The organism is Gracilibacillus marinus (assembly GCF_042651725.1).
GTDB lineage: Bacteria > Bacillota > Bacilli > Bacillales > Amphibacillaceae > Gracilibacillus > Gracilibacillus marinus.
This window is the reverse complement of the sequence record NZ_JBHSDV010000005.1, coordinates 162,133-182,365: the sequence shown is the minus strand read 5'-3', so window position 1 is coordinate 182,365 and position 20,233 is coordinate 162,133. Positions and strand designations below refer to the sequence as shown.

Annotated in this window: 20 protein-coding genes; 15 read left to right on the top strand and 5 right to left on the bottom strand. The window is 36.2% G+C overall.

The features are described 5' to 3' along the window. Positions 1 to 25: 25 nt before the first annotated feature. The 4 genes from purM to purD all read left to right on the top strand — a co-directional run bounded on the left by purM (position 26) and on the right by purD (position 4,528). Positions 26 to 1,054 (top strand): phosphoribosylformylglycinamidine cyclo-ligase, encoded by a 1,029-nt coding sequence (purM, locus tag ACFOZ1_RS14395; RefSeq protein ID WP_390200411.1) that lies wholly within the window; start codon positions 26 to 28, stop codon positions 1,052 to 1,054. Further along, positions 1,047 to 1,625, top strand: coding sequence for a phosphoribosylglycinamide formyltransferase (gene purN, locus ACFOZ1_RS14390; protein WP_390200409.1), 579 nt, complete (start codon positions 1,047 to 1,049; stop codon positions 1,623 to 1,625). The genes purM and purN overlap by 8 nt, the downstream gene beginning before the upstream one ends. A gap of 2 nt (positions 1,626 to 1,627) precedes the next feature. Beyond that, positions 1,628 to 3,163 (top strand): bifunctional phosphoribosylaminoimidazolecarboxamide formyltransferase/IMP cyclohydrolase, encoded by a 1,536-nt coding sequence (purH, locus tag ACFOZ1_RS14385; protein ID WP_390200407.1) that lies wholly within the window; start codon positions 1,628 to 1,630, stop codon positions 3,161 to 3,163. 108 nt (positions 3,164 to 3,271) lie between these two features. Further along, entirely contained in the window at positions 3,272 to 4,528 is a 1,257-nt protein-coding gene (gene purD, locus ACFOZ1_RS14380) for a phosphoribosylamine--glycine ligase (RefSeq protein ID WP_390200405.1), read from the top strand. A gap of 269 nt (positions 4,529 to 4,797) precedes the next feature. On the opposite strand, the gene ACFOZ1_RS14375 is transcribed toward purD, so the two are convergent. Next, positions 4,798 to 5,349, bottom strand: coding sequence for a phospholipid phosphatase (locus ACFOZ1_RS14375; protein ID WP_390200403.1), 552 nt, complete (start codon positions 5,347 to 5,349; stop codon positions 4,798 to 4,800). 514 nt (positions 5,350 to 5,863) lie between these two features. Here ACFOZ1_RS14375 and ACFOZ1_RS14370 point away from each other — a divergent pair. Further along, positions 5,864 to 6,721 (top strand): VOC family protein, encoded by an 858-nt coding sequence (locus ACFOZ1_RS14370; protein ID WP_390200401.1) that lies wholly within the window; start codon positions 5,864 to 5,866, stop codon positions 6,719 to 6,721. A gap of 70 nt (positions 6,722 to 6,791) precedes the next feature. Here ACFOZ1_RS14370 and ACFOZ1_RS14365 read toward each other — a convergent pair whose 3' ends face one another. Then, positions 6,792 to 7,664 (bottom strand): SDR family oxidoreductase, encoded by an 873-nt coding sequence (locus ACFOZ1_RS14365; RefSeq protein ID WP_390200399.1) that lies wholly within the window; start codon positions 7,662 to 7,664, stop codon positions 6,792 to 6,794. A 204-nt stretch (positions 7,665 to 7,868) separates the two neighbouring features. Here ACFOZ1_RS14365 and ACFOZ1_RS14360 point away from each other — a divergent pair, with 204 nt between their 5' ends. Next, positions 7,869 to 8,303 (top strand): Rrf2 family transcriptional regulator, encoded by a 435-nt coding sequence (locus tag ACFOZ1_RS14360; RefSeq protein ID WP_390200397.1) that lies wholly within the window; start codon positions 7,869 to 7,871, stop codon positions 8,301 to 8,303. Positions 8,304 to 8,677: 374 nt separating this feature from the next. Here ACFOZ1_RS14360 and ACFOZ1_RS14355 read toward each other — a convergent pair whose 3' ends face one another. Then, a complete protein-coding gene (locus ACFOZ1_RS14355) occupies positions 8,678 to 9,247 on the bottom strand; it encodes a dihydrofolate reductase family protein (RefSeq protein ID WP_390200396.1) in 570 nt (189 codons plus the stop codon). 560 nt (positions 9,248 to 9,807) lie between these two features. On the opposite strand from ACFOZ1_RS14355, the gene ACFOZ1_RS14350 reads away from it, so the two are divergent. Genes ACFOZ1_RS14350 through ACFOZ1_RS14340 form a run of 3 tightly spaced genes read left to right on the top strand, consistent with a single transcriptional unit; the run spans position 9,808 to position 12,109 of the window. After that, positions 9,808 to 10,728 (top strand): WD40/YVTN/BNR-like repeat-containing protein, encoded by a 921-nt coding sequence (locus ACFOZ1_RS14350; RefSeq protein ID WP_390200394.1) that lies wholly within the window; start codon positions 9,808 to 9,810, stop codon positions 10,726 to 10,728. After that, the gene (locus ACFOZ1_RS14345; RefSeq protein WP_390200393.1) at positions 10,712 to 11,545 is read left to right on the top strand and encodes a hypothetical protein; all 834 of its coding nucleotides are present in this window, start codon (positions 10,712 to 10,714) and stop codon (positions 11,543 to 11,545) included. The genes ACFOZ1_RS14350 and ACFOZ1_RS14345 overlap by 17 nt, the downstream gene beginning before the upstream one ends. 54 nt (positions 11,546 to 11,599) lie before the next feature. Continuing rightward, entirely contained in the window at positions 11,600 to 12,109 is a 510-nt protein-coding gene (locus ACFOZ1_RS14340) for a MogA/MoaB family molybdenum cofactor biosynthesis protein (protein ID WP_390200391.1), read from the top strand. A gap of 72 nt (positions 12,110 to 12,181) precedes the next feature. On the opposite strand, the gene moaC is transcribed toward ACFOZ1_RS14340, so the two are convergent. Next, a complete protein-coding gene (gene moaC, locus ACFOZ1_RS14335; protein WP_390200389.1) occupies positions 12,182 to 12,664 on the bottom strand; it encodes a cyclic pyranopterin monophosphate synthase MoaC in 483 nt (160 codons plus the stop codon). A gap of 105 nt (positions 12,665 to 12,769) precedes the next feature. Here moaC and modA point away from each other — a divergent pair, with 105 nt between their 5' ends. From modA to ACFOZ1_RS14305, 6 genes are all read left to right on the top strand, one after another. Further along, the gene (gene modA, locus ACFOZ1_RS14330) at positions 12,770 to 13,519 is read left to right on the top strand and encodes a molybdate ABC transporter substrate-binding protein (protein ID WP_390200387.1); all 750 of its coding nucleotides are present in this window, start codon (positions 12,770 to 12,772) and stop codon (positions 13,517 to 13,519) included. A 10-nt stretch (positions 13,520 to 13,529) separates the two neighbouring features. Then, the gene (gene modB / locus ACFOZ1_RS14325; protein WP_390200385.1) at positions 13,530 to 14,192 is read left to right on the top strand and encodes a molybdate ABC transporter permease subunit; all 663 of its coding nucleotides are present in this window, start codon (positions 13,530 to 13,532) and stop codon (positions 14,190 to 14,192) included. A gap of 100 nt (positions 14,193 to 14,292) precedes the next feature. Further along, the gene (locus tag ACFOZ1_RS14320) at positions 14,293 to 16,035 is read left to right on the top strand and encodes an adenine deaminase C-terminal domain-containing protein (protein WP_390200383.1); all 1,743 of its coding nucleotides are present in this window, start codon (positions 14,293 to 14,295) and stop codon (positions 16,033 to 16,035) included. 238 nt (positions 16,036 to 16,273) lie between these two features. Beyond that, on the top strand, positions 16,274 to 17,299 hold the full coding sequence (locus ACFOZ1_RS14315) for a DUF3048 domain-containing protein (protein ID WP_390200382.1): 1,026 nt from the start codon (positions 16,274 to 16,276) through the stop codon (positions 17,297 to 17,299). A gap of 23 nt (positions 17,300 to 17,322) precedes the next feature. Further along, entirely contained in the window at positions 17,323 to 17,625 is a 303-nt protein-coding gene (locus ACFOZ1_RS14310) for a YerC/YecD family TrpR-related protein (protein WP_390200380.1), read from the top strand. A gap of 18 nt (positions 17,626 to 17,643) precedes the next feature. Then, the gene (locus ACFOZ1_RS14305; protein WP_390200378.1) at positions 17,644 to 18,630 is read left to right on the top strand and encodes a Gfo/Idh/MocA family protein; all 987 of its coding nucleotides are present in this window, start codon (positions 17,644 to 17,646) and stop codon (positions 18,628 to 18,630) included. A 222-nt stretch (positions 18,631 to 18,852) separates the two neighbouring features. Here ACFOZ1_RS14305 and ACFOZ1_RS14300 read toward each other — a convergent pair whose 3' ends face one another. Continuing rightward, complete coding sequence (locus tag ACFOZ1_RS14300) at positions 18,853 to 20,229, bottom strand: UDP-N-acetylmuramoyl-tripeptide--D-alanyl-D-alanine ligase (protein WP_390200376.1); 1,377 nt, start codon at positions 20,227 to 20,229, stop codon at positions 18,853 to 18,855. Between the last annotated feature and the right edge of the window lie 4 nt (positions 20,230 to 20,233).

Genomic DNA, 20,233 nt, shown 5'->3' with positions numbered 1-20,233 from the left:
TACATCCGAAAAAAGGAGAATATCGATGAGTGATATTTATAAAGATGCTGGTGTAGATGTGCACGCAGGCTATAAAGCAGTGGACTTAATGAAAAAACATATCGCAAAAACCAATCGTCCAGAAGTAATCGGCGGTGTTGGTGCTTTTGCAGGGCTATTTGATTTAAGTAACTTCTCATATGAAGAACCTGTTCTTGTTTCTGGAACAGACGGTGTTGGTACAAAGTTAAAATTAGCATTTGCTTTAGATAAACATGACACTGTTGGAATTGACCTTGTAGCAATGTGTGTCAATGATATTATCGCCCAAGGTGCTGATCCACTATTTTTCCTAGATTATATTGCTTGTGGTAAAAACGAACCAGAGAAAATCGAACAAATTGTTAGTGGAATCAGTAATGGATGTGTCCAAAGTAATGCAGCATTAATCGGTGGTGAAACTGCTGAAATGCCAGGAATGTACGGAGATGGCGAGTATGATTTAGCTGGATTTGTTGTTGGAATTGTCGACAAAAAGCGAATCATCACTGGTGATACGATTCAACAAGGGGACAAAATTATCGGTATTCAATCTTCTGGTGTGCATTCTAATGGGTTTTCATTAGTTCGCAAAATTGTGAGTGATAACAATTTAGCATATACCGATTATGTGGAAGAATTAGGCATGACATTAGGCGAAGCACTTCTTACGCCAACAAGAATCTATACAAAAGCAATCCAACAAATGAAGTTAGATTTAACGATTAAAGGAATTAGCCATATTACAGGTGGCGGTTTCTATGAAAATATCCCTCGCGCTTTACCAGATCATTTAGGCGTTCGTTTCACAGAAGGTAGCTGGGAGATTCCGCCTGTATTCACGTATTTACAAAAACAAGCGAATATGAGTGCAGAAGATATGTATGGCGTATTCAATATGGGAATTGGTATGGCTGTTATTGTGGAAGCGCATGAAGCAGAAATGGCAATTCAATTATTAGAAGATATTGGTGAGAGAGCATTTATTATTGGTGAGGTGACAGAAGAAGTAGGGGTGACTTTTGCAAATGATTAAAACAAAGTTAGCTGTATTTGCATCTGGCACTGGTAGCAATTATGATGCAATTGTGGAAGCCATTCGCACAAATCAATTAGATGCAGAATTGACCATTCTCGTATGTGATAACCCAAATGCAAAAGTAATCGAAAAAGCCAAGGCAAATGGTACGCCGATGTTTGTATTTGATCCGAAACAATATGTAGATAAAGCAATGTTTGAGACGAAAATTGTCGAAGTTTTACAAGAAGCATCGGTTGATTTGGTTATATTAGCAGGATATATGAGACTAGTTGGCCCAACATTATTGCAACACTTTGAAGACAGAATGATCAATATTCATCCATCTCTTTTACCTGCTTTTCCTGGGTTAGATGCAATCGGACAAGCATTTGATGCAGGTGTGAAAGTGTCTGGAGTTACTATCCATTTTGTAGATCAAGGAATGGATACAGGGAAAATTATTGCACAAGAAGCGGTAAAAATAGAAGAGAATATGACAAGAGAAGCATTGCAACAAGCGATTCAAAAAGTGGAGCATCATCTATACCCACAAACCATTCAACAACTGATTTCGAGAGGAGAATAACTTTGAAGAAACGAGCATTATTAAGTGTATCTGATAAAACAAATTTAGTTCCATTTGCAGAAGGGTTAGAGAAATTAGGCTATGAACTAATCTCAACTGGTGGAACATTAAAAACATTGAAAGAGGCAGGATTGAATGCACTTCCTGTATCTGCTATTACAAACTTTGAAGAAATTCTTGATGGACGCGTGAAGACACTCCATCCATATATTCATGCAGGTTTGTTAGCTCGTCGTGACGAAGCTTCACACATAGAGCAATTAAATGAGCGTGATATAACTCCAATTGATGTTGTTGTGGTAAATTTATACCCATTTAAAGAAACGATTGCAAAACCTGACGTAACAGAAGAAGATGCGATTGAAAATATTGATATTGGTGGTCCAACAATGTTGCGTGCAGCTTCTAAGAACTTCCGCGATGTAACAGTTGTCGTAGATCCAGAAGATTATGATGCGACATTAACGAATTTAGCGGATAATGGTGGAACAGTAGCATTCCGCAAAACACTAGCAGCCAAAGTATTCCGTCATACAGCAAACTATGATGCAATGATCGCGAATTATTTTGTAGAGATTACTGGTGAAGAAGATCCAGAAACATTTACACAAACTTTTGAAAAAGTACAATCTTTACGTTACGGAGAAAATCCACACCAACATGCAGCATTTTATAAAGAAGGCAATGTAAAAGGTGCATCCATTGCGAATGCAAAACAATTACATGGAAAAGAATTGTCTTATAATAATATTCAAGATGCGAATGCAGCACTAGAGATTGTTCTTGAATTTAATGACCAACCAGCAGCAGTTGCAGTAAAGCATATGAATCCATGTGGTGTTGGAATTGGTGAAACAATTGAACAAGCTTTCCAAAAAGCATATGATGCAGATCCTGTTTCTATCTTCGGTGGCATTGTTGCATTGAATGAAGAAGTAGATGAGGCAACAGCGAATACATTAAAAGATATTTTCTTAGAAATCGTTATTGCACCTAGCTTTTCTTCAAAAGCACTAGAAATTCTAACAGTGAAACCGAATATTCGTCTACTAGAAACACCAATGGAAATAAACACAAACGACACGAAAAAAGTAGTTAGTGTAATTGGTGGCCTATTAGTGCAAGATCGCGATAATGGTGTCGTAACCGCAGATAGTGTAGAAGTGGTAACAGAAAGAGCACCAAGTGAAGAAGAACTAAAAGAACTATTATTCGCTTGGAAAGTGGTAAAACATGTAAAATCAAACGCAATTGTTGTAGCAAAAGACAATCAAACAATCGGTGTTGGTGCAGGCCAAATGAATCGAGTTGGTGCAGCGAACATCGCATTTGAACAAGCTGGAGATAAGACAATTGGTGCAGTGTTAGCGTCAGATGCATTCTTCCCGATGCCTGACACGGTTGAAAATGCAGCAAAAGCAGGAATTAAAGCAATTATTCAACCAGGTGGTTCAAAACGAGACCAAGATTCTATTGACGAATGCAACAAACATGGGATTGCAATGGTTTTAACAAACATGCGTCATTTCAAACATTAATTTGACTAGGATTTCTAATTTCTATTAGGAATCCTAGTTTTGACCATAATGAGGAAGTTGGAACAAAACCAACAGCTAATTTCTAGTTGTACGGAAAGGGTGGCGAGAATGAAAGTACTTGTAATCGGTAGTGGTGGTCGTGAGCATATTATCGTAAAAAAGCTAAAAGAAAGTAAACGTGTGACAGAAATCTTTGCAGCACCAGGTAATGGAGGTATTGCACAAGAAGCAACATGTGTAGCAATAAAGGACGATGCGATTGAAGAATTAGTAGCCTTTGCAAAAAAAGAAGCGATTGATTGGACAATTGTTGGGCCAGAAATTCCTCTAACAAAAGGGGTAGTCGATGCATTCCGTGAAGAAGGCCTGAAAGTATTTGGACCTAGTAAAGCAGCTGCAATCATTGAAGGTAGTAAAGATTTTGCAAAAGCATTTATGAAAAAATATGATATTCCAACAGCAGCCTACCAAACGTTCACAGACGCAGATGAAGCGAAAGCATATATTAAAGAACAAGGTGCGCCAATTGTTATTAAAGCAGATGGATTAGCTGCAGGTAAAGGTGTAGTTGTTGCAATGACAGAGAAAGAGGCAACAGATGCTGTCGATAACATGTTGATTGGGAATCAATTCGGTGATGCAGGGAGTAGAGTAGTAATTGAAGAGTTCTTAGAAGGTAAAGAGTTCTCATTGTTTGCATTTGTAGATGGGGAAAACGTCTATCCAATGGTTCCAGCGCGTGATCACAAGCGAGCATATGATCATGACGAAGGCCCGAATACAGGCGGAATGGGAGCATTCTCTCCAGTACCTGGACTAGATCCAAAAGATGTAGCATATACAATTGAAAAAATTCTAAAACCTGTAGCAGCAGGTATGAAAAAAGAAGGCCGTACATATACAGGTGTACTTTACGGTGGATTAATTGAAACAAAAGAAGGACCAAAAGTTATCGAATTTAACGCACGATTTGGTGATCCAGAAACTCAAGTAGTGCTGCCATTACTTGAGAATGATTTAATCCAAGTGATTGAAGATGTTACACAGGGAAAAGACCCTCAGTTACAATGGAAGGACAAGTATGCAATTGGTACTGTAGTTGCATCAAAAGGATATCCAGGTTCTTATCAAAAAAGTATTCCCTTACCAGATTTAACAACAGACCAAGATGTCTACGTAATTCATGCAGGTACAGCAGTATCTGAAAATGGCGGTTTCCACTCGACAGGTGGACGTGTGCTATTAGTTGGCTCCATTCAAGACAGCCCAGAATTAGCTCAAAAAGAAATCTACACCTATTTAGAAAGATTTAATGAAACAGATGATTTCTTTTACCGTAAAGATATAGGTTTTTCAAAAGCATAAAATAAAACTACTAACCAAACGATTAAAATGGTTAGTAGTTTTTTTGCACGCAGGAATTATTGCAGCGACGCAGGAATTCCACGCCCCACGCAGGAATTATTATAGCGACGCAGGAATCCCACGCCCCACGCAGGAATTATTGCAGCGACACAGGAATCCCACGCCCCACGCAGGAATTATTTTAGCGACGCAGGAATTCCACGCCCCACGCAGGAATTATTATAGCGACGCAGGAATCCCACGCCCCACGCAGCAAATTCAACTTTCATTTAATGAACATATAATCTATTCAAATCTAGCTGCTTTTTCGTCCAAACAAGTGTAAATAATAAGATGAGCTCAAAAGCATTTGTCATAGCATTACTATTAATATCAAATGAAACTACACTGCCAATAATCATGATTAAAGTACCTATAAACATCCAAGGCCATTTTGCTTTCCACCATAGCATAAATCCAGCAATTAATAGTGCGATTAATACCATCAGAATCATAATTGGAGGACCGCTTGCTTCTTCTGCCGATGAATAACTTAAAGCTCCATATTCCTTTGAAGCTTGCAAAACCAGTCCGTTCAACACTGTTATAATCTCAATAAATATAGCAACAATTGTATACAAGACACCGAATAATAGAACCCATGATTGTTGGGCCCATTTGATATTTGCTTCTCTCATAGACGCTATAGAAAATAATATGAGAGTTGGTGTAATCAGAGCGTGGAGCCAAAAGCGTAATAAGTTTAACGTTTTGAGAAATGTCCCTTCACCAATAAAAGTACCGAGTGCATAAATAGCATTATCGTAAATAAGTGCGGCCACTACAAAAAAATGACACTTGATAATGTCCACTTTTTATGTGTACGCAATCCCCAAATACATAAAATGATATAAGCGAATGCAAACAATCCGAATATAATTGAATTCTTAGATATTTTCCTTCACTACTTATAAGTAAGAATATATTAAATAAACGATAATTTTGGATAGTCATACAATCATAATATATTTTACCTATCAGAGAAAATGTCCATGTTGCTCAATTAAATGATCGGTAAAAGTAGTTGTATTATTTGGAGTAATTCAAGTGTGCCCTCATAATATGTTACACAAACACTAACTTCATTTATTCTAATTCAGTAGCAAACAAATTTTTCGATACTACTTTGATAATGAATATAAATTTTTAATTTAGATGTTAATGTGATAATAAAAAAGTGTTGGTTAAATAATATGATGACAAATGAATAAAAATCTAAACACAAAATCATCATTTGACAACATACACTTACTAAAGTATAATAACTTACATAAAGTAACTAATAGGAGTGAGTTCATGCAATTTCATCAAAAGCCAAACACATTTGTTAGTCATGTAGAGCTCAAAGTATCTAATATAGCAGAATCTATTGCTTTTTATAAACAAATAGTTGGATTTCAAATATTAGAACAAACGGAGAATAATGTGCGATTTACTACAGATGGAAAATCGAGTATTCTTTCATTAAAACAGTTAGAAAAGGTCGAACCAAAGCAACAGAAGACAACAGGATTGTATCATTTTGCAATATTATTACCAGAAAGAAAAGATTTAGCTAATTTTGTGTTTCACCTTGCAAAAAATAAGATTCCAGTAGGTTCTTCAGACCATTTAGTAAGTGAAGCATTTTACTTTAATGATCCAGATGGGAATGGTATTGAAGTATATGCAGATAAGGATCCTTCTACATGGACATGGAGAAATAATCATGTCGTCATGGCTGTTGATCCTATAGATATAGAAGGCTTATTAGCAGAAGGTGAGAATGGTGCTTGGACTTTATTACCTACAAATACAGTGATGGGACACATTCATTTGCATGTAGCAGAACTTGGTGAAACGAAGCAATTTTATGAAGAAGGATTAGGTTTCCAAACAGTATCTCAATTTGGTAATCAGGCATTGTTTATATCTACAGGCAAGTACCATCACCATATTGGATTAAATACATGGAATGGGTTAGGAGCACCCCCAGAATTACCATTCAATCCGGGCTTAGAATCTTATACACTATCTTATCCAAATAAAGAGTCACTTGAACAAGTGGTGAACAATGTAAGACAAATTGGCGCAAAGGTAGAGAAAGATAATGACAATTATGTCACGTATGATCCGTCCCAAAATAAAATTGTCTTATCTTATGATGCGTATTAATAAAAGGCAATTTTAAAGTTGATATAAAGCAGAAAATGGAACTTCTTAATTTATAGAAGTTCCATTTATCTTATTTTGTTTGTGAAATTGTATTAACAAGTTGGGTCAATGCTTCGTTGATCGGTGTAACTGAGCGACCAAGAACTTTCTCCAAATCATTGCTTTCAACATCTAGTGAACCGTTTCGAATGCTTTCTTGAATTCCTACTACAATAGGAATCACAAAATCAGGTAAACCTAAGCCTTTCATAATCTCTGCATATTTTTCGTCACTAACTTGTTGTACAGGTACTTCTTTACCCAATACATTACCAAGAGCAGATGCCAACTCTTCTTGGGTTAAAAGAGGACCAGAAAGTTCATACACTGTATTTTCGTGTCCATTTCCAACAAGAACGGCTGCCGCTGCATCAGCGTAATCTTGTTGCAGTGCCCAGCCTACTTTACCTTCTCCAGCAGATGTTACCCATGGAGCTCCATTCATAGCACCTTGAATACTTCCAATCTCGTTTTCCAAATACCAATTATTACGCAAGAAAGAATATGGGATACCCGTTTTAATGATGGCTGCTTCTGTCGCAACATGAGGAGGAGCCATTAAATTTTTGCTTTCTGTAGCGTTTGCTATACTTGTGTAAGCAATAAATTTTACCCCTGCACGCTCAGCTGCTTGGACAGCATTAGAATGTTGATGAATTCTTGTTTCGTTGTCACCATCAGCAGAAATAATTAATAAGCGATCAATCCCTGTAAAAGCATTATCTAATGTTTCTGGACGGTCAAAATCTCCGTGACGAACTTCCACTCCACGAGCACGAAGTCCTTCTGCTTTCTCAGGGTTTCGAACACTCACTACTAGCTCACTTGCAGGTATGGATTTCAATAATGATTCTACAACCTTTGAACCTAAATTTCCTGTTGCTCCTGTAACTAATATTTTCATTTTGTATTCCTCCCATTCGGTTTACCTGTAACAATAACTATTACATGTAATAATTTTAATTACATGTAATAGATTTGTCAATATGTAACAATGCTATTTATTATTTTAATCATAATTTGGTATAATAAACTTGTAATCAAATTAATTACACTATAAAAAAATATAATTAAATAACAGAATAGTTAATAGGAGTGGTGACTGAACATGTCCATTAGTAGCCGATTCGCTGTCGGAATTCATATATTGACTCTAATTGAATTTAATAAAGAAGGAGTGACATCTTCTGAATTCTTAGCTTCAAGTGTTAACACGAACCCAGTAGTGATAAGAAAACTAATGGGAATGCTAAAAAAATCTGGTTTGATTGAGGTACATCCAGGCATTGCAGGGGCAAAACTCGCAAAGGAATTATCTGATATAACACTGTTCGACGTTTATAAGGCAGTGAATGTTGTACAGGAGAATGAATTGTTTAGCATACATGAAAGTCCACATCCTGATTGTCCCGTTGGCAGGAACATTCATAATACAATCGAACCATTGTTCACAGCAGCACAATTGGCAATGGAGAAGGTGTTAAGAAGTGTTACTTTAGAAGATGTTGTAAAGGATGTTGCAACTAAAGAAAATATAAGTTAAAAAGGTATTCCAAACGAATGCCTTTTTTCTTTGTATGTAAACTAACCCGCTTCAATAATCTAAGCGAAATCATTCACAATCTATCCTGGGCTTTTCAAGTCCAAGTGTTACTCTATAATCTGAAATACTTACATAATGATTTTTCGTTTTCATCTTAACTTTAAAAAAATATTGCAATTATATTCGAATTAAATTGGTAATTTTAGTATCTCCATGGTTCTCCTCTATACTATCTATTAATTGGTTATATACTAAAAAAATGAACGTCCAAATAATCCATTGTTGTTCAATTATCGTACCCGTAGGGCAACAAGTACATCCGTAATACTGTCACTCTCTCCTTATAGGATAATGTTTGAGGCTGGCTGGGATATTTAATTTCTATTTGAATGGTATATAAGTTGAACAACACCAGAGGAGAAAGTCCTTGTATTGATCAACTTTAAATTCAGTCTTTGTTTTATATCAACAAATAATGGTCTTCCTTCTCCCAATACTACAGGGTGAACAGATAATCGAAACTCATCTACAAGTCCTAACTCAATAAAAGTCGTGATGAGACCTGCGCCACCGTATAACCATATATCTTTCCCAGGATTATTCTTTAACATATTTACTTCTTCTGGAATATTTTTATTTACAAATATTGCTTTACTGTCTGACCCTTCTTGTGTTCTAGAAAACACATATTTTTCCTTGTTGTGAACTAATTCCCACATTTCTTTTTCATCATCAGTAGCTTCAGTTGTTGGAGTATATTGTCCCCATAAATCGTAACTCTTTCTTCCATACAAAATTGTATCAATTTGATTTAGGAAAGTAGTAAACTCCATTTCAGGATCCATTATGCACCAATCAACTTCACCATTTTTCCCTTCAATAAATCCGTCTAACGTAACAGCTAAATCTAAAATTACTTTTCTTATTCCTACTTCATTGGACATCGTTTTTCCTCCTTTCCTTGTTCAACTATACTGCTTCATTAGTTAAACAAAAAACACTGTCTACATAGCAAAACTTGATAACCTAATTGTATCATATGTTTCCATATTTTGTATCAATTACTCTTTAATCATCCAGTCTTCCATCCTTTAAGTCTGCGATGGTAAATGTTGATTTTCTTGAGGTGATAAAGATTATTTGGGTGAAATTAATCCGCCGAATTGAATAGATAGCTATTCATTCCCTTTTAAATGCAGTATTAAAATTTTATCAAGGAAGATGCAGTAAGACGAACAATTAAATACGCACCCGAACGATGCTTTTGTCTTTTCATATCTTTAAATAGATCCACTGCTCTCACGTTTATCTCCAATTTAATTATAATCTAGACTATTACTGAATATGGATTCATATAAAATAAATATCAATACCAAACATCAAGAGGACCTGATAGAAAAACAACACATGTATAACTAGACTAACCTTTATGAAGAAAAGAACAGCTTTCGATTTCTAAATTTACCGTCAACCGTTATAATAAAGGTAAAAGGTGAGGTGTAAAATGATTACAAAGAAGTACATTGTTAGCATTTGTCTTATGTTAATGGTTGGATTAGGTATTATCATATATTATGAAAATCTTGAACCACAACAACCAGAACAACTAATCATACCTCCGACAACAGAAGAAGTAGAACCAGAAGAAGAAATGTTGAATCCAATCTATCCAAATGAAAGTAATGTGGCATATTCATTGCAAAATGATACATTGCAAGTTACGTGGGATGATGGATTGAGTTGGACAAAAGTGCCAATTGTAATAGATAGTCTATTTACTGGAGAATATAATGGCAATAAAGAAGAATTGATAGAGAATAGTTTTGTAATGACGAAGGATATGGTTGCATTTTTGTATCAGAGTGCTGGTCTTCAAATTATCTATACAGATAATAAAGGAGTCGATTGGAAGGAAGTAACAGTCGCGGAAAATGCAATTGGTATGAGGTACCGTAAAGTAGATTTTCTAGCAGAAGATTTCTGGTATGTTCTCATATCTGGAGAGCGTACAATGTCACAAGAAGGTGCAATGATATATTATTCCGTAGATCAAGGTACAAATTGGCATACGACGAATATGCCGAATACGACTAGATTAATTGCAGATGGTGGATTTGTAAATAATAAGACAGGATTTATTGCGTATGGAACAATCAATCCAGATGCTATAGATATGTATGTGACAAATGATGTTGGAGAGACATGGAATCAAGTTGTCGTACAGATGCCTTCCAAATATGACCGGGTATTTGTATTGCCTAATGCTCCATATCAAGTAGAGGACAAATTAGAAATGATAGTCGATCAAGGACCAAATGGCGATTATATGGGAGGCTATATTCAAGGAAAATTCCAATCAAGTGATCAAGGGCATACATGGGAATTTGTAGAAGAGGTGGATCCTACATATGGCGAGGAAAATTAGTTTATTCTGTTGGCTAGGTGCATTATTGCTTTTAATATTTCAGATTGGTAATGTCATCATCCAAACAAACTATCATGTGGAATTTATTGATAGTCGATTATTTTATAGTATCAATCTGCTGCTCATTCTCTTATTAAGTTGTAGTGTGATTATACATTTAAGAACAAAACGATGGATGATGGTAGCAATCCTTTTGTTTGCATGTTTAATTGGTGGGTATCATATTTACAAAATGGTAGAAGAAAATCAAACCTATGAACAAATCATTAATTTTTCACCGAATAAAAAAGAAATTTTCTTAGCTACATATGAAAAGAACTCACAAGATTTAACCTATTATAGACGATATTATTACGTATTCAAAAGACCTAAAGAAATTATAGATGAGAACGCACGTAGTTATGAAAAGGTCGAATGGCTTACAAATGATATTGCTGTTTTACCATATATAAATAATGAGAAAGAACAGCAAGTATATGTAGGCACATATGGGGATAGAGGATCAGGTTCCTCGTATTATTATGTCGGAAGTGAGCTTCATGGAGAGTGGAGTGGAGATGGTATTCAAATCTCTGTTACACCAGATGGGATTGCCATCAATAAAGGGACGGACACATTTGAATATGGCTGGGAAGCGACACAGCAATACGGAACATTAGCGTTAGTTCTATCGAATGAAGAAACAGATGAATGGGTGATAGGGTTAGGAGAATCCTTCGTTGCTACTGGAAATGGCACACATTCTGCCGATGCATCGATTGTGTTATACAACCCTAGCAATAATAAGCAAATGATATTGCATTACAAAGAATCATAAGAAAAAATAGTGCATCTATCTATACTAGCAATCTACCAAAAGGAGCGGAAAAATATGTCAGTAGAACACAAACAAGAAGCACCTTCAAGCGTTCGTTGTAAAGTGATTACAGTGAGTGATACGAGAGATGAGACTACAGATAGAAGTGGGCAATTAATGCAACAATTACTTAAAGAAAATCATCATGAAATCATCGATTATGAGATTGTAAAAGACGAAAGAGGCGCAATAGAAATAGCGATTCGATCAGGTTTAGCTGATGAGTCGATTGATGCAATTCTATTAAATGGCGGGACAGGGATTGCGAAGCGAGATGTTACAATTGAAGTGGTGCATGCATTACTAGATAAAGAGATGCAAGGATTTGGAGAACTATTTCGATTGCTTAGTTACCAAGAGGATATTGGAACAGCGGCGATATTATCGCGTGCAACAGCTGGAGTCGCACATAACAAAGCGATATTTGCGACACCAGGTTCCAGTGGTGCGGTAACACTCGCAATGAAGCGACTCATTCTCCCAGAAATCGGCCATGTGATTAGAGAAATTCGTAAAGATTTATAATAGACAACAATCGAGTCAGTGTAGGTTCTAAACGCCTTTCTGACTCGATTGTTGTATAATGCTTTCGTATTTTTATTCTCGCTTATACGTCCCACTTTTTCCGCCTGTTTTCTCTAACAAGAATGTCTCTCCAATAACCATACCTTTATCTACTGCTTTACACATATCATAAATAGTAAGTGCTGTAACGGAAGCAGCTGTCAATGCTTCCATTTCCACACCTGTTGTGCCTCTTGTTTTTGCTTCACAACGAATGATTAACTGATAAGCATCTTCCGCTTGTTCCCAATCGAATGTAATGTCTACACCGCTTAAAGGTAGTGGATGACACATTGGAATAATCGTAGAAGTCTGTTTTGCTGCCATAATACCAGCGACTTGTGCGACTGCTAGCACATCTCCTTTTCCTATCTCATGGCTAATAATTTTTTGATAAATTTCATGATTTACATAAATGCTAGATTGTGCAATAGCTGTTCTACTGGTGACTTGTTTTTGTGTAATATCGACCATTTTTGCTCTGCCTTGCTCGTTCATATGAGTGAATTTTGTCATATCTTTTTTTCACCAACCCTTATATGATGTATTATACTATAATCGCGTTGTGTTAGCGAAACATGTTATACTAGTACATCATAAGGTAAAGAGGGCATAAAATAAATGAAAAAATTCACACTAGTTAGCTTGCTGTGCTGTTGTATGCTACTCACAGCATGCCAAGAACAAAAAACAGAAATTACCATTTCAGCAGCATCATCATTAACAGATGTACTTGAAGATGTTGCAATAAGATATGAAGAAAAGCATCCAGATATTGATGTGCTTATTAATACAGGTGGGTCGGGTGCGTTAGGGCAGCAATTAAAACAAGGTGCTCCTGTTGATGTATTCATTTCCGCATCTAGTGATGTTTTTGAGCGATTGGTAAAGGAAGAAATCATTGATTCAAAAGAGTCTGTTGAATTATTTACAAATGAAATTGTCTTGATTGAACATGTCGATCAATTAGAAGAAGAGCATGCAACAGATTTATTAGAATATCGAAATATAGCGATAGGTACACCAGAAACTGTACCAGCTGGAAAATACGCAAAGCAGTCTCTGCAAGCAAAAGGCCAATACGAGCAAGTGAAAGACAGGTTTGTGTATGCAAAAGATGTTCGCCAAGTATTACATTATGTAGAAACAAAGAATGTAGATGCAGGCATTGTTTATTTAACTGATGCAATGCAATCAACGAAAGTAAAAGTAAATCAACATATTGAATTATCTGGATATGAACCAATTATTTATCCGGCAGGTGTTATTAAAGCAACAGAACATAGAAAGCAAGCATTAGATTTCTTAGCATTTTTGCAACAAGAAGAAATACAAGCAATATATAAAGAGTATGGCTTTATAACAGAGTAATCAGAATTAGATGGTGACAAATATGGAACAGTTCTTTCAACCAATAAAATTATCACTAGTTGTATCCATAAGTGCATTAATGATTGTAAGTGTCATTGGCTTACTCTGTGCATGGCTCATGGAAAAAAAGCAATTCAAAGGTAAAGTAATACTTGATACTGTATTACTACTACCGATTGTCTTGCCTCCAACTGTCATAGGTTTTCTTCTCATCATGCTGTTTGGCAATAATTCTGTTGTTGGACAAATCATTCAATTCTTGTTTGATACGACGGTGATGTTTACAGTGGGTGCTGCAATAATTGCTGCAGTCATTGTTGCATTACCACTCATGTATCAAACAACACGTACGGGAATTTCCTTAGTAGATCAGCATGTAGAAGATGCAGCACGAGTGGATGGCGCGAGTGAGTTAGATGTCTTTCGATTGATTACATTTCCGCTAATAAGGAAATCATTCTTCACAGGAATTACTTTAGCATTTGCTAGAGCGCTCGGTGAATTCGGTGCAACACTTATGTTTGCAGGGAATATTCCTGGGAAGACACAAACCATTCCAACAGCTATTTATGTAGCGATAGAGTCTAATCAAATGCAGTTAGCATGGGCGTGGGTTGTGACGATTATTGTCGTTTCTTATGGTATGCTACTTATTATACGTAAATCTGCCTAAAATATTGAGATTTTTTTGTAAGTTTCACACAATGCAAACGCTATCAAAACATGCTAAAATAAGTTGTAACAATTAAGTTAGCAAAGTAGAGGCGATTGTAATGAAGGATCATTTATATAGATGGAGAAATAAAGAAATCCGTAAACAAATAGCAGTAATTGATGAGAAAGAGTCTCCAACAGTTATTTTAAAAAATGCACTTTATTTAAATGTGTTTTTAAGAAAATGGATGGAAGCTCATATTTGGATATATGAAGACAGAATTGTATACGTAGGCAAGCGTCTACCGGAGAAGTTAGCAGGAATTGATATCGTGGATTGTAGCGGGAAGTATGTTGTGCCAGGATATGTGGAACCACATGCCCACCCATTTCAATTATATAACCCATATGAATTAGCCATGTATGCTGGACAGACAGGAACAACAACATTGATGAATGACAATTTACCATGGCTTTATTTATTGGATAACGAGAAAGCGTTTTCTCTTATTGATGATTTTATGCAATTACCAATCTCGATGTTCTGGTGGGCACGCTTTGATTCTCAGTCTGCAATTAATGAAGAAAAAGAGATTTTTAATGATGAAGATATCCATTTATGGCTACAACATGAAGCAGTTGTTCAAGGTGGCGAATTAACAGCATGGCCACAAGTATTGCAAAATGATGATAGAATTCTATATTGGATGCAAGAAGCAAAACGATTAAGAAAGCCAGTAGAAGGACATTTTCCGGGTGCATCTGAAAAGACATTAGTAAAATTAAAATTGCTAGGTGCAAGCTCAGATCATGAAGCACTGTCAGGAGAAGAAGTATTTAACAGATTATCCATGGGGTATCGAGTGGGATTACGTCATTCATCCGTTCGACCTGACTTAGGAAATTTACTGCAAGAACTGCAACAGTTAGGATTAGAATCATATGATTATTTAACAATGACAACAGATGGATCGACACCATCCTTTTATAAGAATGGGTTGATTAATCAATGTGTGCAAATAGCAATAGATGAAGGTGTACCGCCAATTGAAGCATACATGATGGCAACATACAACGCATCGGAACAATTCCATTTAGAAGAGAGACTTGGCGCAATTGCTCCAGGTAGGGTCGCACATATTAATATACTTGATCAAATAGAGAATGCGACACCTTCTTCTGTTTTAGCGAAAGGAAAATGGCTAAAGAAAGATGGAAAATTAGTCAATCAGTCGATTACAATAGACTGGTCTAGCTATGGCTTAGGGCCATTACAATTAGATTGGCAATTAACAGAAAAAGATTTACAGTTTTCGATGCCTGTAGGATTAAAGATGGTCAATGATGTAATTATGGAGCCATATCCTATCTCTATTGATGCAAATACAGAGGTGATTTCAGATACATTAGATGAATCTTTCTTGATGTTAGCGGACCGTGAAGGCGAGTGGCGAGTGAATACGGTTATTAATGGATTTACACGTACACTTGGAGGTTTAGCAAGCTCGTATTCCTTAACAGGAGATATTGTACTTATTGGAAAATGTAAGTCAGATCTATTGCTAGCATTTAATAGAATGAAAGAAATTGGTGGAGGCATTGTACTTGTACATGAAGGGGAAGTAATCTTTGAATTACCTTTACAAGTGGCAGGAATGATGTACGATGGCAAAATGCCTGCATTAATAGCAGAAGATGAGAAACTAAAACAATTGCTCATCCAACATGGATATAAATACAATGATCCACCATATAGCTTATTATTTCTTTCTTCTATGCATTTACCATATGCACGGATCACGCCACTCGGAATTGTGGACGTAAAACAAAAAGAAATTTTATTTCCTGCTATTATGCGATAAAAATTTTGTTATAATGGATACGAACTTATTGTATTCAAACAGTTTTCACATGGTACGTAAAGAAGTGATGGTTACTTTTACTCAAAAGCTTCTAAAGTAGTAGAACCTTATCTAAACTTCCTTAGATAAGGTTCTGTTTTGGTGTGAATCAGGTACTTTTGCACCAGAACCATGTGAATAATGAGAAGTAAGATTCACGAAAAATACATAGAATATGACTTAAGGAGTGAATGAGTACGTGTTAAAAAAGGTATGGATTGGAATTATTGTACTACTATTATTTTGTGTGGCCTGCCAAAAAGATGAAGTAATAGAAAAGGAAGAGGAACCAAAAGAACCCGTTGTAGAAGTAGAAGAAGAGCCAGAACAAGAAACTGGCTTTATTGCACCACTAACAGGTGAAGAAGTAGAAGAAGAACCAACGGATAGAATCATTGCAGTTATGGTTAATAATCATCCAAAAGCAAGACCACAGACAAGCTTGTCCAAAGCAGATATGGTTTTTGAAATTCTAGCAGAAGGAAATATTACGAGATATATGGCATTATTTCATAGTGACATTCCAGAGACAGTAGGACCTGTGCGTAGTGCGAGACCATATTATTTTAATCTAGCCAATGATTACGGAGCATTGTATGTGTATCACGGGGCAGCAGATTTCATTGAGAATATGATCCAATCAGGTGCTGTAGATGGGTTAAATGGGATGTATTATGATAATGACCAAGTACTTTTTCAGCGTTCTACAGATCGTGTAGCGCCGCACAATTCTTATGCGATTTTTGAAGGGATTTATCAACGTGGGGAAGAAAAAGGATATAGTTTAGAAAAGGTATATGAGCCGTTTGTATTCACAGAAGAAGAAATAACTGGGGATCAAGCATCAGAAATTAGTTACAATTATAGTAATTATGAAGTGAAGTATGTGTATGACGAGAGTAGTAAGAAATATAATCGATATAGTGATGGTGTGCAAGTAGTCGAATATGCAGACAGTACACCTGTTCAAATGAGCAATGTGCTATTTATTGAAGCAAATCATGAAGTAGTAGATGATGTTGGTAGACGTGAAATCGACCTTGAATCAGGTGGCAATGCTTTATTACTACAGAATGGTAAAGTACAACACGTGCAATGGGAGCGAATTGATGGTAGAATTATTCCAACAATGAATGGGGAGCCAGTACCATTTGTCCAAGGGAAAACATGGGTGAATGTGATCCCAACAAATCGTGGTCTGCAACATGTTGTGATTGCAGAGTAAAGCGGAGTAAAGGGGTGTATTCCATGCAAATTGATAAATTGCGTGGCAAACAGTTGGATCAATTATTTGATGCGATTTTAACATTAAAGGATCGAGAAGAGTGTTATCGTTTTTTTGATGATATTGCAACAATGAATGAAATCCAAGCATTAACACAGCGATTACAAGTTGCAAAAATGTTAGATGAAGGGCGAACATATACAGCTATTGCTCAAGAATCAAGTGCCTCTACCACAACTATTTCAAGAGTGAAAAGATGTCTGACATATGGAAATGATGGATATAAGATTGTCTTAGAACGATTAAAAGAAAAGAACGAAGAATAGAAAAAAAGGTGTGATTTTATGATTAGATTTGGTGTCATTGGCACGAACTGGATTACAGATAGATTTTTGGATGCGGCATTACAACTAGACGATTTCTCTTTACGTGCAGTGTATTCTCGTACAGAAGTGCGTGCCAAAGAATTTGCGGAAAAATATGATGTGAATGCGACATATACGGATTTAGATGCATTTAGTGCAAGTGATGCAATTGATGCAGTCTATATCGCAAGTCCAACAGCTTTTCATAAAGAGCATGCAATTACATGTATGAATGGTGGAAAACATGTCATTGTAGAAAAACCTTTTGCATCTAATGAGAAAGAAGTACAAGAAATGATTGCAGTAGCCAAAGCGAATAATGTAACACTAATGGAAGCGATGAAGACAACACATACTCCTAATTTTCAAGTGGTCAAAGATTCCTTAGATAAAATCGGACCTGTGCGTCGATATATCGCTAACTTTTGTCAGTATTCTTCTAGGTATGATACATATAAAGAAGGAACGGTACTGAATGCATTTAAACCAGAATTATCTAATGGTTCATTAATGGATATCGGTGTTTACTGCTTGTATCCAATGGTCGCGTTATTTGGTGCGCCGCAATCGATTCAAGCAAGTGCAATCCGATTAGATTCAGGTGTAGATGGGCAAGGGAATGTGTTAGCACAATATGATGGCATGAACGGTATTGCTATTTTTTCAAAGATTACAGATTCCAACCTCCCTTCAGAAATCCAAGGGGAACAAGGTTCGATTATTATTCGCAAATTTTCTGATATGGAAGGCATTCAAATTGTGTATCGAGATGGAACAACAGAGGACATTGGTCTCGAACAAAATAAGAATGCAATGATTTATGAGACAAAGTCATTCCTTGAAACGATAGAGAACAAAGAGTTAGAAAACCCGATTAACACATGGGAACGTTCCATCCAAACAATGCAGATATTAGATGAAGCAAGGAAACAAATCGGGGTAATCTTCCCAGCGGATTCTAATTAAGAAGAAGAGCAAAAACGAGGATGATATGACACTACTCTAATTGTGTGCGTATACTCAGCTTCAGCTCACAAGCACATACAGAATCTCAGAATCTCAAGATTTCAAATACAGTTATCATACGCAGAAAACCCCAACGATTGGAAAAATATTTACCGAATCGTTGGGGTTTTTTAATTAGATTTTTTTTAGCCCTAAAATATATGTTAGAGTGAAGGGGGAAAGTTATTTCGTAAGTGATGGCAACACTTCTTCTAGTTTCATTCCTCTAGAACCTTTTAATAACAGAACAGTGTTGTGGTCTAAGATCTGCAATAATTTGTCTATCACTTGGTCTTTCTCTAATACATGTTGCGTGACTTGGTTAGTTTGTAAAGAGTCAATGTGATCAGTAATATGCTTCGCTAAGTTTCCATATGAAAAGACATGTGTAATAGATGTTTGTGCAATATATGCACCTATTTGCTTATGAAAGTCTACTTCATCCTTACCTAACTCGAGCATATCAGCAACAAATACAATCTTCTTCTCGTATGTATCTAGCTCATCTAATAATTGAATGGCAGCTTTCATCGAAGTTGGGCTTGCATTGTACGCATCATTTATAATTAATGCATCGTGAATACCATCGATGGTTTCCATTCGCATACCTGTTAATTGAAGGGAAGCAAGCTGTTGGTTGATTTCTGCTTCACTGACACCTAAGTGTGTTGCGACAGTTATCGCAGCAAGCGTATTTTTTACTTGGTGTAAACCTAATACAGGCAAATGGACCGCACCTTCTAATAGATTACATGTAAATGTTGTTCCATTATCCACAAGATTCATCGAGATTGGATATACATCGGCATCTTTTTGCATACCAAAAGACTTGATTTTATAAGATGGTGTCTGTTCAGCGAGTTTCGCTTGTAATAACGGTTCATCCCCATCATAAACAAACAATCCATGCTCAGATAGTCCTTCTGTTATTTCGAATTTAGCTGTGGCAATATTCTCTCTTGAACCTAATTCTTCTAAATGAGATTCACCAATATTGGTAAGTATAGCTACATTTGGTTGTGCCATTTGTGTTAACCTACTAATTTGACCAAGTGCACTCATTCCCATCTCTAGTACCATAATATCTGTATCTTCTTCGATGGAAAGTAACATAAGTGGTAGACCTTGTTGACTGTTATAGTTCCCTAGTGTCTTTTGGACTTTGTATTTTGCTGATAGCAGTTGTGCGACAATATCTTTTGTAGAAGTTTTTCCGTTACTTCCTGTAATACCAATAATTTGAACATCTAATTGATTGCGATAAGCCGTAGCTAATTGTTGCATTGCAAGTAATGGATCGTCGACGAATAATAATGGAATATCTGCTGGTGGATTTGGAACATCTTTTTTCCAAAATGACGCAGCAGCTCCTTGTTCGTATGCCTGTCTAACGAATTGGTGTCCATCTACATTTGTACCAACTAATGGGACATATAATTCATTCCCTTGAATTTTACGTGTATCAATAGTGACACCTTTGACAAGAATAGAATCGTTTGTAGGAAGCGATAATTGTGCATTTGCCATTTCAGCTACTTGTGCAATTGTGCGTGTAATCATATGT

Coding starts and splice junctions, on each gene's coding strand:
- purM (WP_390200411.1), top strand. CDS start 26: ATGAGTGATATTTATAAAGATGCTGGTGTAGATGTGCACGCAGGCTAT.
- purN (WP_390200409.1), top strand. CDS start 1,047: ATGATTAAAACAAAGTTAGCTGTATTTGCATCTGGCACTGGTAGCAAT.
- purD (WP_390200405.1), top strand. CDS start 3,272: ATGAAAGTACTTGTAATCGGTAGTGGTGGTCGTGAGCATATTATCGTA.
- ACFOZ1_RS14370 (WP_390200401.1), top strand. CDS start 5,864: ATGCAATTTCATCAAAAGCCAAACACATTTGTTAGTCATGTAGAGCTC.
- ACFOZ1_RS14365 (WP_390200399.1), bottom strand. CDS start 7,664: ATGAAAATATTAGTTACAGGAGCAACAGGAAATTTAGGTTCAAAGGTT.
- ACFOZ1_RS14360 (WP_390200397.1), top strand. CDS start 7,869: ATGTCCATTAGTAGCCGATTCGCTGTCGGAATTCATATATTGACTCTA.
- ACFOZ1_RS14355 (WP_390200396.1), bottom strand. CDS start 9,247: ATGTCCAATGAAGTAGGAATAAGAAAAGTAATTTTAGATTTAGCTGTT.
- ACFOZ1_RS14350 (WP_390200394.1), top strand. CDS start 9,808: ATGATTACAAAGAAGTACATTGTTAGCATTTGTCTTATGTTAATGGTT.
- ACFOZ1_RS14345 (WP_390200393.1), top strand. CDS start 10,712: ATGGCGAGGAAAATTAGTTTATTCTGTTGGCTAGGTGCATTATTGCTT.
- ACFOZ1_RS14340 (WP_390200391.1), top strand. CDS start 11,600: ATGTCAGTAGAACACAAACAAGAAGCACCTTCAAGCGTTCGTTGTAAA.
- moaC (WP_390200389.1), bottom strand. CDS start 12,664: ATGACAAAATTCACTCATATGAACGAGCAAGGCAGAGCAAAAATGGTC.
- modA (WP_390200387.1), top strand. CDS start 12,770: ATGAAAAAATTCACACTAGTTAGCTTGCTGTGCTGTTGTATGCTACTC.
- modB (WP_390200385.1), top strand. CDS start 13,530: ATGGTGACAAATATGGAACAGTTCTTTCAACCAATAAAATTATCACTA.
- ACFOZ1_RS14320 (WP_390200383.1), top strand. CDS start 14,293: ATGAAGGATCATTTATATAGATGGAGAAATAAAGAAATCCGTAAACAA.
- ACFOZ1_RS14310 (WP_390200380.1), top strand. CDS start 17,323: ATGCAAATTGATAAATTGCGTGGCAAACAGTTGGATCAATTATTTGAT.
- ACFOZ1_RS14305 (WP_390200378.1), top strand. CDS start 17,644: ATGATTAGATTTGGTGTCATTGGCACGAACTGGATTACAGATAGATTT.
- ACFOZ1_RS14300 (WP_390200376.1), bottom strand. CDS start 20,229: ATGATTACACGCACAATTGCACAAGTAGCTGAAATGGCAAATGCACAA.